The sequence below is a fragment of the Ciceribacter thiooxidans genome (genome assembly GCF_014126615.1).
In the GTDB taxonomy this organism is placed as follows: Bacteria; Pseudomonadota; Alphaproteobacteria; order Rhizobiales; family Rhizobiaceae; genus Allorhizobium; species Allorhizobium thiooxidans.
Genome location: NZ_CP059896.1, coordinates 1836370 through 1851278 on the forward strand (window position 1 = coordinate 1836370; position 14909 = coordinate 1851278).

A 14909-nucleotide genomic window follows, 5' to 3' on the forward strand; every position below is an offset into this window, starting at 1 on the left:
TCTCCTGGTACGCAATACCTATTCCAGGAAGGTCATCGGATTGACCGGGGTCGCATCCTTGCGCACCTCGAAGTGCAGCAAGGGGCGCTTGGCGCTGCCGCTCATGCCGGAGGTCGCGAGTTGCTGGCCGCGCTGGACCTTCTGTCCGCGCTGGACCTTCAGCGCGTCGGCGTGGCCGTAGACGGTCACGGTGCCGTCATCATGGCGGACGAGAACCGTGTTGCCGAGTTCCTTGAGACCGTTGCCAGCATAGATGACGACGCCATTTTCCGCGGCCTTGACCGGCGTGCCGGCGGGGACAGAGATGTCGATCCCGTCGTTGCGCTTGCCGTCGACGTTCGCGCCGTAGCCGGCGACGACCGCACCCGTGACCGGCCAGCGGTACTTGCCGATCCCGGTAGTCTCCGGCGCTTCCTCTTTGATCGTTGCCGACGCGACCTCGCCCACGGTCCGGGTGGCATCCGGCGGCTGGTAGGCGACCGGCGTCGCCTTCTTCTTGCCGGCGGCAGGGACCGAAGCCGTTTTCAACGTCGCATCGGACGGGTTGGCGGCGGCGACCTTCGTTGCGACGGCAGATGTCGCCCCCGCGGCCGGAATCGTCAGCGTCTGACCGATGCGGATATTGGCCGAGGAGAGGCCGTTCGCAGCCTTGAGGGCCTCGATCGGCGTGCCAGTCGCCCTGGCGATCTTGGTCAGCGTGTCACCCGGCTTGACGACATAGCTGCCGCCCTGCCCGGCTCCCGCAACGTTCTTGCCGGTGGCGCCCGACTGCTGAACCTGGAGCTTTTCGCGACTGCCGGGGGTATTCGGCAGGACGGCAACCTTCTGCTCCTGCTGAGGCAGTTGCGTCGGCACCTTGCCCTTCTCCGGCAGGGAAGCGACGTCCGCAGAAGCGCGGGCCGCATTACCGCCAAGACGCGGGATAATCATCAACTGCCCCGGGGCGGCGTCGGATGCCTGGCTGAGGCCGTTCGCCTTCAAGATCGCAGCTTCCGGCACACCGAAACGCTTGGAAAGCGTGGCAACCGTCTCGCCGGGACGGAGAGTGACGCGGGATTCGTTGGCGGTAGCCCAGTTGCCGGCCGGCGGATTGCTGCCGGTGGCAAGGTCGTCCCCGACCGCCTTTTGCGCCGTCTGCGCGGCAGGGAAAGGCTGCGCCATCGCCTGCTGCCGTCCGGCACCAGCCGTCGGAGCGGCAAGCTCCGCACGCTGCACGGCGACCGGGGAGCTCGCCATACGGGCAGCCGATCCCGAGGTCGAGGGCTGCGCCGGATAAGGCTGGCCGAGTGCCTGCTGGCGGGTATTGTAGTCCTGCTGGTATGACGGCTGAGCGCTCGCCACTTCCATGCTCGGCGTCGGATGCGCGGCTATCCCTACACCGCCATCCCCCCGCTGGGGAATCGAGGCGGTCGTCAACGTGTCCTGGGAGAAGACGGAACTGAAGCGGGTCGCATCGGAACTGCATCCGGCAGCGACGCTCGCCAGCAGCATCGCACTTGCGATCCGGACGATAGGCAGTTCGGTTTTCAGCGACGAATTTTCACGCATAACTCGACCCACAAAATACTCAACTGGATGTGGGATGATTAAAGCGCGTTAGTGTTACCGCCCGGTTAACTGACGAGAATCGCGGTGAACTATTTGGCAACGACACGTTGTCGCGTGCGCGGACGCCGCTCAGAGATAAGAGGCAATCTTGGGCACGAGCGGCAGGTAAGGCACCTGGAAGAGGTCCTCGCGCTCGAAACGGCTGCCGGTCTTCGTCAGCCGTACCATCATGCAGGTGTCCTCCGCCACCATCAGCGGAGCCAGGAAGACTCCGCCAGAAACCAGTTGCTCCGCGTAGAAACGCGGCATGGCCGGAAACGCTGCACTCGAAAGAATGCGATCGAAGGTGCCCTCACCCGGAAGCCCGTTGCTGCCGTCGGCCTGACGCAGAACGACATTGCGGATACCGAGCTTTTCGAGCCTGCGTTGCGCATCGGCGACCAGCGTCCTGTAACGGTCGATCGAGACGACGCGCTCGGTAAGCCTGCCGAGCACGGCTGCCATAAAGCCGCTGCCGGTGCCGATGTCGAGCACCCGCTGTCCTGGCTTGACGTTCAGCCGGTCGAGGAGGCGCAAAGCAAGATCGGCACCCTCCATGAACGCGCCGCAATCGATCGGAATGGTGCGGCTGGAATAGGCCTGGTCGGCGAATTGCGGCGGCACGAACGCCGAGCGCGGGGTCTGTTCGACGGCGGTCAGGAGGTCAAGGTCGGAAATCCCCTCGGCGCGCAGGCGCAGGACCAGAGCGGCAAAGCCTTCCTTTTCGACCATCGCCGATTTCAATCGTTCACCCCGTATCCAAGCGCCTTCGCGACCCGATCCTGCGCACTGTAGTCGGTCAGGTCGAGCTTGAGCGGCGTGACCGAAATCCTGTTGTTCTTGACCGCGTGGATATCCGTGCCCTCACGGAAATGCCCCTGCCGTTCGCCGAAGCGCAGCCAGTAGTACGGAAAACCACGGCCGTCCGAGCGCTGCTCGACCGTCAGGCCGAAATCGAGCTTGCCCTGCGAGGTGACCGAGATCCCCTGCACCTCCTTCGGCGCACAGTTCGGAAAATTGACGTTGAGCAGCGTATCCGGCGTCATCTCGGCCGCCATCAGCTTGCAGATGAGATCAGGAGCGAGCGCTTCTGCGTTTTCCCACGGTATGTAGCGCGGCCCTTCGGGCGTATAGGTGTAGCTCTGGCTGAGCGCGATCGAGCGTACGCCCTGGAGCGTCCCCTCGATGGCACCGGCAACGGTGCCGGAATAGGTCACATCGTCCGCGAGGTTCGACCCTGCATTGACGCCCGAGAGCACGAGGTCTGGCTTTCTGTCCATGACCTCACGGATGCCCATGATGACGCAGTCGGTCGGCGTTCCGCGCAGGGCGAAATGCCTGTCGGAGACCTTCCGCAGGCGCAGCGGTTCGGAAAGCGTCAGCGAATGCGCAAGCCCGCTCTGGTCAGTCTCCGGCGCGACGACCCAGACGTCGTCGGACAACGTAAGGGCGATACGCTCCAGAACCGCAAGTCCTTCGGCGTGGATGCCGTCGTCGTTAGTGAGCAGAATGCGCATCCGAACCTCGTTCCCGTCAGGCAGCCTTCTCGATCCGCTTCAGACCACCCATGTACGGCAGCAACGCGTCGGGGATCGTGATCGAGCCGTCCTCGTTCAGGTAGTTTTCCATGACCGCGATAAGGCAGCGTCCGACCGCAACGCCCGAACCATTCAGCGTGTGGACAAAGGTCGTCCCCTTGTCGTCCTTGCCGCGATAGCGAGCGTTCATCCGCCGCGCCTGGAAGTCGCCGCAGACCGAGCAGGAGGAAATTTCACGATAGGTGTTCTGGCCCGGAAGCCAAACCTCGATGTCATAGGTCTTGCGGGCCCCGAAGCCCATGTCGCCGGTGCAAAGCGTCATTGTGCGGAAGTGCAGTCCGAGCCGCTTCAACACCTCTTCGGCACACGCCGTCATGCGCTCGTGCTCGGCAATCGAGCTCTCCGCATCGGTGATCGAGACGAGCTCGCACTTCCAGAACTGGTGCTGGCGCAGCATGCCCCGCGTGTCGCGCCCTGCGGAACCCGCTTCCGAACGGAAGGACGGCGTCAGTGCCGTAAAGCGCAGTGGCAGCTTCTCCTGTTCGAGGATTTCGCCCGAAACCAGGTTGGTCAGCGTCACCTCGGCGGTCGGGATCAGCCAACGCCCGTCGGTGGTCTTGAACAGGTCCTCGGCAAACTTCGGAAGCTGGCCCGTGCCATACATCGCCTCGTCGCGCACCATCAGGGGCGAGGAGACTTCCGTATAGCCGTGCTCGGTGGTGTGGAGATCAAGCATGAACTGGCCGAGCGCACGTTCGAGCTTCGCCAGCTGACCGGTCAGAACCGTGAAGCGCGCGCCCGAAAGCTTCGCGGCGCGCTCGAAATCCATGTAGCCCAGCGCTTCGCCGATCTCGTAGTGCTCTTTCGCGGCATGGTTCCAGGTCGGCTTCTCACCGACGACCCGCTTCACCACGTTGCCGTGCTCGTCCTGGTCGACGGGCACGTCGTCCAGCGGAATGTTCGGAATGCGCGACAATGCGTCAGTGAGTTCGGCCGAAACCTGCCGCTCCGCTTCTTCGGCAGCCGGCATCGCATCCTTCAGATGTGCCACTTCCGCCTTCAGCTTCTCGGCAAGCTCCATATTCTTCTGCGCCATCGCCGCGCCGATTTCCTTGGAGGCGGCGTTGCGGCGCGACTGCATGTCCTGCAGACCCTGGACGACGGAGCGGCGCTTCTCGTCGAGCGCAATCAGACTTGCCGCCTGCGGTTCCGCACTGCGCTTTGCCAGCGCCGCGTCAAGAGCCTCGGCGTTTTCACGGATCCATTTGATATCAAGCATTGTCGTTCCAGGTCGTGTTGTCTTGGTCGGGCGAGAACGGTTTCGTCGGCACCGGCCCCGCATGTCCGGAGCCGGCGTCTAAAGGAATACTGCCGGCGCAGCTCAAACGTTGCCGGCGCCCGCGGATTCGTCCGCCTCGACCACAGCCGTGGCAGCGCGCTTGCGCTCCACGAGTCGCGCAGCATAGATCGCCACCTCGTAGAGAAGGATCGTTGGCAGCGCAAGACCGATCTGGGAGACCGGATCGGGCGGAGTGAGGACCGCGGCAATCACGAAGGCGACCACGATAAAATACTTGCGCTTTCCGGCAAGCCAGGCGCTTTCGAGCAGGCCGACCCGCGCCAGCAAAGTCGTCACCACAGGCAGCTGGAAGACCAGGCCGAAGGAGAAGACCAGCGTCATGATGAGGCTCAGATATTCCGATACCTTCGGCATCAGCGAGATCGCGATGCCGTTCTGGTCCGGCGCCTGCTGCATAGCCAGGAAGAACCACATCACCATCGGCGTGAAGAAGAAATAGACCAGCGCAGCACCGATCAGAAACAAGACCGGCGACGCAATGAGGAACGGCAGAAACGCCTGGCGCTCGTTCTTATAGAGGCCCGGAGCGACGAACTTGTAGATCTGCGCGGCGATGACCGGAAAGGCGATGACCAGCGCACCGAACATGGAGACCTTCACCTGGGTGAAGAAGAACTCCTGCGGTGCCGTATAGATGAGCTCCGCCTTCGAGACGTCGAGGCCGGCCCAAATGACCGCCCACTTGTAGGGAACGACCAAGAGATTGAAGAGATCCTTGGCGAAGGCGAAGCAACCGATAAAGGCGACAAAGAACGCCACGAGCGACCAGATCAGGCGCGTGCGCAATTCGATGAGGTGTTCGATCAGCGGCTGCGGCTTGTCTTCGAGATCGCCGCTCATTGACTATCCTCTTTCTTCGCAGTGCGCGGCTTGCGAGCGGCGGGCTTCGCCCCCGCTTCGGTCTTCTTCGAAGCCGGTGCCGCCCGTTTGGGGGCCGCCTTCGCGGCAGGCGCGGCCGTCGCCTGCTCGACCTTCGGCTTGGCTGCCCTTTTGGCGGCTGGCTTCGGCTTCCCCTCGTCCACGGGGGCCGGGGCGGTCAATTCCGGCGGAACGCCGCTGACAGGCGCCGGCATTGCCGGAGCTACCGGCACGGCGACACTTTCGCTCGCCGTCGTTTCAGCCGGCGCTTCCTTCGGCTTCACATCCGGAGAGGTCGCCTTCTGCAATTCACTCTTTATCTCGTTGCCGGCCTGCCGCAGCGGGTTGACGGCATCGCGAAGCGCGTTCGCAGGGTTGAGGCTTCGGACATCGCTGACCGTCTGCCGCAACTCGTCGAGTTCGGCCTCACGCAAAGCCTCATCGAACTGCGCGCGAAATTCGCCCGCAGTCTTGCGCAACCGCGAGGTCATCTTTCCGAACGCCCTAATCATCGGTGGAAGGTCCTTCGGACCGACCACCACGATCAGAATCACGGCAATGACCAGCAGTTCGGTCCAGCCAATATCGAGCATAAATCAGGCTCCTGAAGCCATCGCCCCTCGTGTGCCGACTTCCAAGCGATCACCGTCTGCGGCCAGCGTCGAGCGAATACTTGAGATCGCAAGGAAGACTGGCAACATTTCGGCACTAGCGCTGTTGAACTCGATGTCCGGTGTAGAGGCAAGCCGCAAACGCCGCAACGAACTTCAAAATCCATCACACCAGGAAGGACCGCGTGTACCCGGCCGGGACCGGGTTACTTCGTTTCGTCGGCCTTGTGCTCGACGGTCTTGCCCGGAGCTTCAGGGGTATCGTCGTCGGCCATGCCCTTCTTGAAGCTCTTTATGCCCTTGGCGACGTCGCCCATCAGTTCCGGAATCTTGCCGCGGCCAAACAAGAGCAGCACGATCGCCAGAACGATCAGCCAGTGCCACATGCTAAAAGAACCCATTACAAACTCCCTCGGTTTTGCGTAACCTCGATGTAAGATGTTTACGCATCTTTTTCAAATGCCAAAATGTCTCGCGGATCGACCTTCACGGTCACATCCTTGAGGCCCGGTGGCAAGAGATCAGCACGGATTCGCGCACGAACCGGCTGCTCCCGTCCGGGAACTGCAAGCGTCAGCATCTCGACCACGCCGAGAAACCGCCGCGACACGATGCGGGCCGGGATCGGACCGCCTTCCGGCAGCACATGCACGCCCGACAGGCGCACCGCGACGGAAACATCACGCCCTTCCGGAATCGTTCCTGCGGAGGCGACACCGAGCGGCGTCTCCACCGCCCCGTTCCTGACGATACCGGAAAACTCGTTGATCTCGGAAAAGAAGGCCGCCGCAAAGAGGTCCTTCGGCCGCCGGTAGAGATCATCCGACGTCCCGACCTGAACCAGCTTTCCATCGCGCAGAAGGGCGATCCGGTCGGCCATGCGCATGGCTTCCTCGGCATCGTGAGTGACGACGACGGCGGTTGCACGCGTCTCCCGCAGGATCGCCAGCGTGTCGGCGCGGATCGTATCCTTCAGGCGGGAATCGAGGCCCGAAAACGGTTCGTCCATCAGGAGCACGCCCGGCCGCGGTGCGAGCGCCCGGGCGAGCGCCACGCGCTGCTGCTCGCCGCCGGAGAGGACATGCGGATACTTATCCGCATAGTGGGCGAGACCGACACGCTCGAGCGCCAGCATCGCCTCGGCCCTCGCCTCGCCGGACGGAAGCGCTGTGAGGCCGAAACGAACGTTGTCGATCACGCTCATATGGGGAAACAGCGCGAAATCCTGAAACATCAGGCCGATGCCGCGCTGCTCGGGCGGCACGAAACCCGACGGCCCCGCCACCTCGCGCTCGTTGAGGAGCAACCGGCCGGAGGTCTGGACCTCGATGCCTGCGGCGATACGCAGCAGGGTCGTCTTGCCCGATCCGGAAGGACCGAGCAGGCAAAGTACCTCACCCGCCTCTGCGGTCAGCGACACGCCGCGAATGGTTTCCTTGCCGTGATAGCTGTGACGGATGTCCTCGAAGCTCAGGCGGGCCGCAAAAGTCACGCCGGCCGTGCGCCTGGCGCTGCCTCGCGGTGCGATTGCCGTGTTCGAATTCATTCCACCGTCCGAGCGGCTGCGCTCTTTGCCGTTACGGCGGCCTTCCGGCTGCCCGCAAATCCGGGCGCAACCCGTTGCAGTTCAAAACATGACCCTAATCGTCCGGTTCACCACCCGGAGTCAAGAGGCCAAGTTCCTCGAGATCGAGTTGCGTGATCGGATCCTCGTCCTCGGTCAGGTCGTCGCCGATAGCCGGAATGGCAATGTTGAAGTTGGCAGGGATGCGGCCGGAGAGCAGGCCCGCCCCCTTCAGCTCCTCGAGGCCGGGCAAGTCGCGAAGCTCCTCGAGCCCGAAATGGTCGAGGAAATCACGTGTGGTGCCGAGCGTCACCGGACGGCCCGGCGAACGCCGCCGGCCGCGAAAACGGACCCAGCCAGCCTCCATCAGCACGTCGAGCGTTCCCTTCGACGTCTGGACGCCACGGATTTCCTCGATCTCGGCGCGCGTCACCGGCTGGTGATAGGCGATGATTGCCAGGACTTCGAGTGCGGCGCGGGAAAGCTTCTTCGCCTCGCTTTCCTCCTTGCGGATGACGAAGGAGATGTCGGCTGCGGTGCGGAAGGCCCAATGGTCGCCGATCTGCACGAGGTTCACCCCGCGGCCGGCATATTCGACCTTCAGCGTCTGCATCAGTGTCGTTACGTTCGTGCCGCGCGGCAGGCGATCCGCCAGAAACTTCTCCGAAACAGGCTCGGCGGACGCGAACACCAGTGCTTCCGCAATCCTCAGAGCCTCGCGTGCCGCTCGGTCGCGTTCGGGTGTGAATTCGTGGTCGTCGCCGAGATCCAACCGCTCCTCCTGCAACGCCTCCTCCATGACCCTACTCCGACGATGCGAGCTCGGCGGCCCGTGGCCCACCGCGCATGTAGATCGGCGTAAAGGCGCCCTCCTGACGGATTTCGAGGCGACCTTCGCGGACAAGCTCCAGCGAGGCCGCAAAGGCGCTCGCGATCGCCGTCACGCGTTCCTCGGGCGTCGTCGCATAGCGCAAGAGGTACTGGTCGAGCGTCGTCCAGTCGCCGATCTCGCCAATCATGCGCGTCAATATGGCGCGGGCGTCGGCGAGCGACCAGACGCGGCGCCGTTCGATCGTCACCTGGGTGATCGACTGACGCTGGCGCAGCGCCGCATAGGCGGTCAGCAGATCGTAGAGCGTCGCCTCGTAGGTGGATTCGATCCGCGTCGGCACATGTTCGGGGGCGCCGCGCGCATAGACGTCGCGACCGAGGCGGTTGCGATTGATGAGGCGCGTCGCCGCTTCGCGCATCGCCTCCAGCCTCTTGAGGCGGAAGGCGAGCGTTGCCGCCATCTCCTCGCCCGAAGGACCGTCGTCCTTCGCCTGTTGCGGGATCAGGAGGCGGGACTTCAGGTAGGCGAGCCACGCCGCCATCACCAGATAGTCGGCCGCCAGCTCGATGCGGATGCGCCGGGCGGTCTCGATGAATTCGAGATACTGTTCGGCGAGCGCCAGAACGGAAATCCGCGAGAGGTCGACCTTCTGGTTGCGGGCGAGATAGAGCAGCAGGTCGAGCGGGCCTTCGAAACCCTGTACGTCGATGACCAGCGCCGGCTCGCCGGACAGGCGTTCGGACTCGGCCTCCTGCCAGAGCTTCTCCATCGGCGTGGCGGCGGACGCTCCCTGCCCTCCGGTTCGCTGACGGTCGGCCGGGGCCTGTCCGGGGCGGCCGTTCATGCCGATGCCCTCAGGCTCTCGAATTCGTCGCGGAGTGCGACCTCATCCGCCTCTCCCACGAAGGTCAGCGCCGCCTCGACAGCAGCAGCCCGCTCACGCGGCCTGCCGGCGAGCGGCGGAACCTGCGCGGCCACTGCCCGCATTTCCTCCATCACGCCGTTGCAATGAAGGACGATGTCGCCACCGCCCGCGACGATCGCTGCCGCCCTTTCGCCAAGCGTGCCCTTCAGCGCATTCATTGAGGAGTCGTCGGAGATCAGCAGGCCCTCGAAGCCGATGCGGCCACGGATGACATCTTCGATGACCTTGCGCGAGGTCGACGCCGGATGGTCGGGATCGATCGCGGTGTAGACCACATGGGCACTCATCGCCATGAGTTCGTTGCTGAGGCGCTTGAACGGTGCGAAATCGTGCGCTTCGAGTTCGGAAAGAGGCGTCGCTACCACCGGCAGTTCGTGGTGGGAGTCGGCCATGCCGCGGCCGTGGCCGGGAATATGCTTCATGACCGGTAGTACGCCACCGGACTTCAGCCCCGCCGCTGCCGCTTCGCCCATTTCGCCGACGGTCACCGGATCGGTTCCGTAGGCCCGGTCGCCAATGACGTTACTTGCCCCCTCAACCGGAACGTCGAGTACCGGCAGGCAGTCCACATTGATGCCAAGCTTGAGAAGATCGACGGCGTGGAGCCGCGACATCAGCCAGGCGGCACGCAGCCCCTGGCTGCGGTCGCGGCGGTAGATGTCGCCGAGCACCGCGGCGGAAGGATAACGCGGCGCGATCGGCTCGCGGATGCGCTGGACGCGACCACCTTCCTGGTCGATCAGCACCGGGGCGTTACGGCCGCCGACGGTTTCGCGCATCTCCGCCACCAGATCGCGGATCTGCGAAGGCTCGGAAAGATTGCGGGCGAAGACGATGAAGCCCCAGGGCTGTTCGTCCCGGTAGAAGGCCTTTTCATCGGCGGTCAGCTTCAGGCCGCTGCAGCCCAGGATCATCGCTTTGTTGTTGCTCATGCCCGAATCATAAGTGGCGCAGGTGAAAAGCCGAAGCGCCACGCAAGGTCATGCACAAGAAAAATGGCGGAAACACGGGGTTTCCGCCATCCTATCATGGATTTTTCGGGTTCGGACCTTACTTCGCCACCAGGCAGGTGCCGCCGGCCGCCCTGTAACGCTCGCAAAGGGCAACGGCTTCATCCTTGCTCCCGCCTGCGATCCGGACCCGATAATAGGTTCCCTTCCCGGCAATCTCCGCCTTCTTGATCTCGTAGGCACGGCCGCCGATCACGCCGGAGAACTTCGCCGAAAGGTTCTTGTAGGATTTCTCGGCATCGGCTTCCGAAGGCAGCGAAGCGATCTGGATCACGTAGCTGCCGGCCGGCACCGCCGAGGCGGGAGAAGCCGCCGCGGTTTCTACCGGCTTCACGTTGCCGCGTTCGGTCACCGTGCTCACCACGTTGACCGGCTGTTCTGCCGGGCGTGCAGTCGGAACCGGCGCGGAGACTGCGGGAGCGGCGGTCGTCGCCGCAGGCGCAGCTTCCACGGGCGCCGCAGCCGTTTCGGCCGCAGGCGTGACCGCGCCGGAGGTGGCCGGCTGCGCCGTGGTCGGAGCCGCGAGTTCGGCAGCGGCCTGCTGGTTCGCCGTGTCTGTGGGTACTGCGGGTGCGAGGGGGGGCTGGCCGGCGGGTTCGGCAGTCGGCGAAGCGAGTGCCGAGGCCGTCGGCGTCGTCGTTGCCTCGGCTGCCGGCTGCTCGACTTCCTGCGCCACCAGCGTTCCATCGGGACGGACGATCATCGTGCGCACCTTGCGCGGCGTGATCGTCACGGGATCGCTGGTGTTGCCCGCAGCCTGCTGGTCCGCAGACTGGTCGCTCGGCAACAGTCGCGGGTCTTCCGTTTCGCCGACCGGCGTCGGCATGGCATCGGGCTCGTTTTCACCCTCGAGTGGCAGCGTCTCCGGAATCAGCGTCTTCTGGACGACATCGACCGGCTCCTCGCTCGACGAGATCAGGCTCGGCTGCTTGGGATCGTCGACGGCGGCGCCGGCAACCCTGTCGTAGACAGCCTTGTCCTGGTTCGGCACGGTCTTGCCGCCCTTGTTCTCCGGGACCACCTTGACCGGTTCCTTGTCCGCGGCGATCACGACCGGCTCACCCGAGCCGAGAACGGATGATTCCGACCCTGTCATCCAGGCATAGAGACCACCGCCGGCCAGGAGCACCAGCACGCCGGCGGCGGAGGCCGCCAGGAGCCGGGCGCGGGAAGGCCGCGGTTCGTCATAATCGATCTCTTCGGCGGTCGATTGAAGCGGAATGCGGTTGACGGCGCCGGCAAAACCCTTCTCGCCCTCGTAGGAGCGCTTGAGGTCCTGTTCGAGGGCTTTCTCGAAAGCCTCGAAGTCATCGGCGACAGCTGGCGCAGCGGCCGTGACCGGGGCCGCTGTCGGTGCGGCCGCAGGCGCAGCGGTGGCCGGAACCACCGCGTCGCTCAGCAGCGTCGCCAGCTCGGTGTCGATGTCGAGCTCGTAATCGTGGCGTGGGGCAACCGGTTCCTTGTGTTCGTGGACCGGAATCTCCGGCACATCCAGGGTCGCGATCGTTTCGGGATTTTCGTCCTGCTCCGCAATCTCCGAGAGGTCGAAGGGCAGTTCTTCATCCTCGGGCATTGCCGGCGCAGCGACGGGCGCTGCGACGGACGAGACTGTTGCCGCAGCTTCTGGCGCGACCGCATGCCTTTCGGCTGCAACGGGCGTCGACGGCGGCGTTATCACGGCAGCCGCCTCGCCACGAAGACTTTCGGCGGTGGCCGGCTGTTGCGGTTCGGGTTCGATCTCGAGATCGGAGAAGTCGAGTTCGATGTCATCAAGATCGAGTTCGAATGCGCCATCGGCAAAAGGATCGAATGCATCCTCATCGATGGCTGCCGAGGGCGCGGCGACCGGTGCCGCCGAGGGTTCGACAGCAGCCTGAGGAACCGATCCGGACCGGTCCTCGTCGGCGGCGAATTCGTCTGCAAAGGAGAACGAGAAATCGGGCTCTGCCCGCGCGGCCGGTGCGGAGAATTCAGGCGAGCTCTCCGGCGAGGCCACGGCCGGAGCGTCATAGCTCGATGCGCCTTCAGGAAACACGTCGAAGTCAGACACGGGCAGTGGTTGCTGTGCGGGCGTATTGCCGGACGCAGCGCGTTCGATCGTCTGCAGACCGGTACCAGACATCCAGTTCGATGTCTCGACCGGGGTCAAGCGCGGCGCCTCGTCCACCGCTGCGGCAACAGGCTCTTCGCGCTCCATCGCGAAAGATGGCTCCACGCGCGGGGCGGAAGGCTGCGGAACATGGAAGTTGGCAAGCGGCAATCTCAGGCGCGGCTCCGCGTCGCCCTTCGGCCAGACCGGCTCTACCGGAGCGGCGGACACCGCCATCTCGAGTTCGTCGGCGAGGTCGGAGGACATCGTCTCCGCAGCCTCGGGAACGAAGGCCTGCTCGGCACTGCGGAACGTTTCCTCGGCCTCAGCAAGCACGGCCTCGTTTGCGCCTGCCGTATTCAGGTCGAGTTCCTCGCCCTCGTCGATCGCATCGAGAACCGGTACGGACTCCTCGACATCGGGAGCAACATCGAGCGGCGCCATCACCGGCTCGACCTGTGGAGTTAGCGACTGACCACGATCGTAATTCTCGAACTCCCGCAGCAGTTCGTCTTCCAGGCTGAACGGCGCATCGACCGGGGCAACCGGCGCGGCAGGGCTTTCGACGACCTGCGGTTCACGCGGCACGTCGCGAGCGGCGGGCGGCTCGAAGCCGACAATCCGGGCCAGTTCCGCCAACGGATCATCGTCGGCGAAGTCTTCACCGCCCAGTCGACTGTTGAATGCGGCTTGTTTCTGTACCATTACCTAGTTCCACTCACTAACGCGACTACACGCCATGCCAGTGCTTTGTGGGGAAATGGTGACAATACTATCGCATTTCAACCGGAGCATCAGTGCCCGTAATGGTCAGTCCGGACTTCAGAACAGAGGCGACAGCACGCACCAGCCCAAGCCTGGCGATGCTCAATTCTCGGTTTTTATCGTTAACAAATCGTAATTCCGGCTGATCCTTGCCTTTATTCCAGTGCGCGTGGAAAGAACTGGCGAGATCATAGAGGTAAAACGCGACGCGATGGGGCTCCTGCGACTGTGCCGCAGCTTCGATCACGCGCGGATATTCGGCAAGTTTTGCAACCAACTGCAGCTCGGCGGAATCCTCGATCCTTCCCTTCACCGCAGACGACAGGTCGAGCCCGTCGAAGTCGAGATCGGGGAATGCTTCCTTCGCCTGGCGGAATACCGACATGCAACGGGCATGCGCGTACTGTACGTAGAACACCGGATTGTCCTTGGACTGTTCCGTCACCTTGGCAAAGTCGAAGTCCAGCGGCTCGCTGTTCTTACGGTAGAGCATCATGAAGCGGACGGAATCGCGGCCTACCTCTTCGACGACGTCGCGCAGCGTCACGAAGTCTCCAGACCGCTTGGACATCTTCACCGGCTCGCCATCGCGGTAGAGCTTGACGAGCTGGCAAAGAAGAACGGTGAGCTTGGTCTTGCCGCCGGAGATCGCCCGTGCGACCGCTTCCAGGCGCTTGACGTAACCGCCGTGGTCGGCGCCGAGCACGTAGATCATCTCGTCGTAACCACGGTCGAACTTGTCCTTGAAGTAGGCGACGTCCGCGGCAAAATAGGTATAGCTGCCGTCGGACTTCATCAGCGGCCGGTCGATGTCGTCACCGACCTCGGTGGACCGGAAAAGCGTCTGTTCGCGATCCTCCCAGTCCTCCGGGAGCTGCCCCTTCGGCGGCGGCAAGGTTCCGCGGTAGACGTGCCCCTTGAAGGTGAGATCGTTGATCGCCGTGCGGATCGACGCCGCACCATTGGCGTGCAGCGTGCGCTCCGAGAAGAACACATCATGATGGACGTTGAGTTCGGCCAGGTCGTCCCGGATCATCGCCATCATGGCGTCGATCGCCTTGTCCTTGACGATCTGCAACCACTGCTCTTCCGGCATGTTATGGAGCCTGACGCCGTATTCCTCCGCGAGCGCCTTGCCGACGGGAACCAGATAGTCCCCCGGATAGAGGCCGGCCGGAATCTCGCCGATGTTCTCGCCGAGTGCCTCGCGATAGCGCAGGAATACGGAGCGGGCCAGAACGTCGATCTGCGCACCGGCATCATTGATGTAGTATTCCTTGGCGACCTCGTAGCCCGCGAACTGCAGGAGATTGGCGAGCGCGTCGCCCACGACCGCGCCGCGGCAGTGGCCGACATGCATCGGACCGGTCGGGTTCGCCGAGACGTATTCGACATTGACCTTGTGGCCCGTGCCGACCGACGAGCGCCCGAAGTCGGTTCCTTCAGCGATCATAGCGGAGAGCAACCGCTGCCAGTAGGCCGTCGACAGACGGATATTGATGAAGCCGGGGCCTGCGACCGAGACTTCGGAAATGTCTTCGTCTTCCTTCAGCTTTTCGCAGATGATCTCGGCCAGGGCGCGAGGATTGGTCGACAGCGGCTTGGAAAGCACCATCGCGGCGTTGGTTGCGGCATCGCCATGGCTCGCATCGCGCGGCGGCTCGACGACAATCCGTCCGAAATCAAGCGAAGAACGCTTTTCCTTCACGATTTCCAGTGTTTCTAGCGCGTTCTTAATTCTTGTTTCGAAGTCAGCGAAAAGATTCATCT

At 63.7% G+C, this 14909-nt stretch carries 13 protein-coding genes; all 13 read right to left on the minus strand.

What is annotated here, in order from left to right; genetic code table 11:
- Positions 1-18 precede the first annotated feature (18 nt).
- The 13 genes from H4I97_RS08760 to argS all read right to left on the minus strand — a co-directional run bounded on the left by H4I97_RS08760 (position 19) and on the right by argS (position 14907).
- Complete coding sequence (locus H4I97_RS08760) at positions 19-1548, minus strand: peptidoglycan DD-metalloendopeptidase family protein (RefSeq protein ID WP_182304297.1); 1530 nt, start codon at positions 1546-1548, stop codon at positions 19-21.
- Between the two features lie 129 nt (positions 1549-1677).
- Positions 1678-2319: a protein-L-isoaspartate(D-aspartate) O-methyltransferase gene (locus tag H4I97_RS08765; RefSeq protein WP_378143284.1), complete on the minus strand. Its 642-nt coding sequence runs from the start codon at positions 2317-2319 to the stop codon at positions 1678-1680.
- A gap of 8 nt (positions 2320-2327) precedes the next feature.
- Positions 2328-3104 carry a 5'/3'-nucleotidase SurE gene (surE, locus tag H4I97_RS08770; protein ID WP_182304299.1) on the minus strand — a complete coding sequence of 259 codons (777 nt, stop codon included), beginning with the start codon at positions 3102-3104 and terminating at the stop codon, positions 2328-2330.
- Between the two features lie 16 nt (positions 3105-3120).
- On the minus strand, positions 3121-4404 hold the full coding sequence (serS, locus tag H4I97_RS08775; RefSeq protein WP_182304300.1) for a serine--tRNA ligase: 1284 nt from the start codon (positions 4402-4404) through the stop codon (positions 3121-3123).
- A 102-nt stretch (positions 4405-4506) separates the two neighbouring features.
- A complete protein-coding gene (gene tatC, locus H4I97_RS08780) occupies positions 4507-5325 on the minus strand; it encodes a twin-arginine translocase subunit TatC (protein ID WP_182304301.1) in 819 nt (272 codons plus the stop codon).
- Complete coding sequence (tatB, locus tag H4I97_RS08785; protein WP_182304302.1) at positions 5322-5936, minus strand: Sec-independent protein translocase protein TatB; 615 nt, start codon at positions 5934-5936, stop codon at positions 5322-5324. The genes tatC and tatB overlap by 4 nt, the downstream gene beginning before the upstream one ends.
- Before the next feature lie 224 nt (positions 5937-6160).
- The gene (locus H4I97_RS08790) at positions 6161-6355 is read right to left on the minus strand and encodes a twin-arginine translocase TatA/TatE family subunit (protein ID WP_182304303.1); all 195 of its coding nucleotides are present in this window, start codon (positions 6353-6355) and stop codon (positions 6161-6163) included.
- 41 nt (positions 6356-6396) lie between these two features.
- The gene (locus H4I97_RS08795) at positions 6397-7500 is read right to left on the minus strand and encodes an ABC transporter ATP-binding protein (RefSeq protein WP_182304304.1); all 1104 of its coding nucleotides are present in this window, start codon (positions 7498-7500) and stop codon (positions 6397-6399) included.
- A 94-nt stretch (positions 7501-7594) separates the two neighbouring features.
- On the minus strand, positions 7595-8317 hold the full coding sequence (gene scpB / locus H4I97_RS08800) for an SMC-Scp complex subunit ScpB (protein ID WP_182304305.1): 723 nt from the start codon (positions 8315-8317) through the stop codon (positions 7595-7597).
- Positions 8318-8321: 4 nt separating this feature from the next.
- The gene (locus tag H4I97_RS08805; protein WP_182304306.1) at positions 8322-9194 is read right to left on the minus strand and encodes a segregation and condensation protein A; all 873 of its coding nucleotides are present in this window, start codon (positions 9192-9194) and stop codon (positions 8322-8324) included.
- Entirely contained in the window at positions 9191-10207 is a 1017-nt protein-coding gene (nagZ, locus tag H4I97_RS08810) for a beta-N-acetylhexosaminidase (RefSeq protein ID WP_182304307.1), read from the minus strand. The genes H4I97_RS08805 and nagZ overlap by 4 nt, the downstream gene beginning before the upstream one ends.
- 118 nt (positions 10208-10325) lie before the next feature.
- The gene (locus tag H4I97_RS08815) at positions 10326-13079 is read right to left on the minus strand and encodes an SPOR domain-containing protein (RefSeq protein ID WP_182304308.1); all 2754 of its coding nucleotides are present in this window, start codon (positions 13077-13079) and stop codon (positions 10326-10328) included.
- A 67-nt stretch (positions 13080-13146) separates the two neighbouring features.
- Positions 13147-14907, minus strand: coding sequence for an arginine--tRNA ligase (gene argS / locus H4I97_RS08820; protein ID WP_182304309.1), 1761 nt, complete (start codon positions 14905-14907; stop codon positions 13147-13149).
- Between the last annotated feature and the right edge of the window lie 2 nt (positions 14908-14909).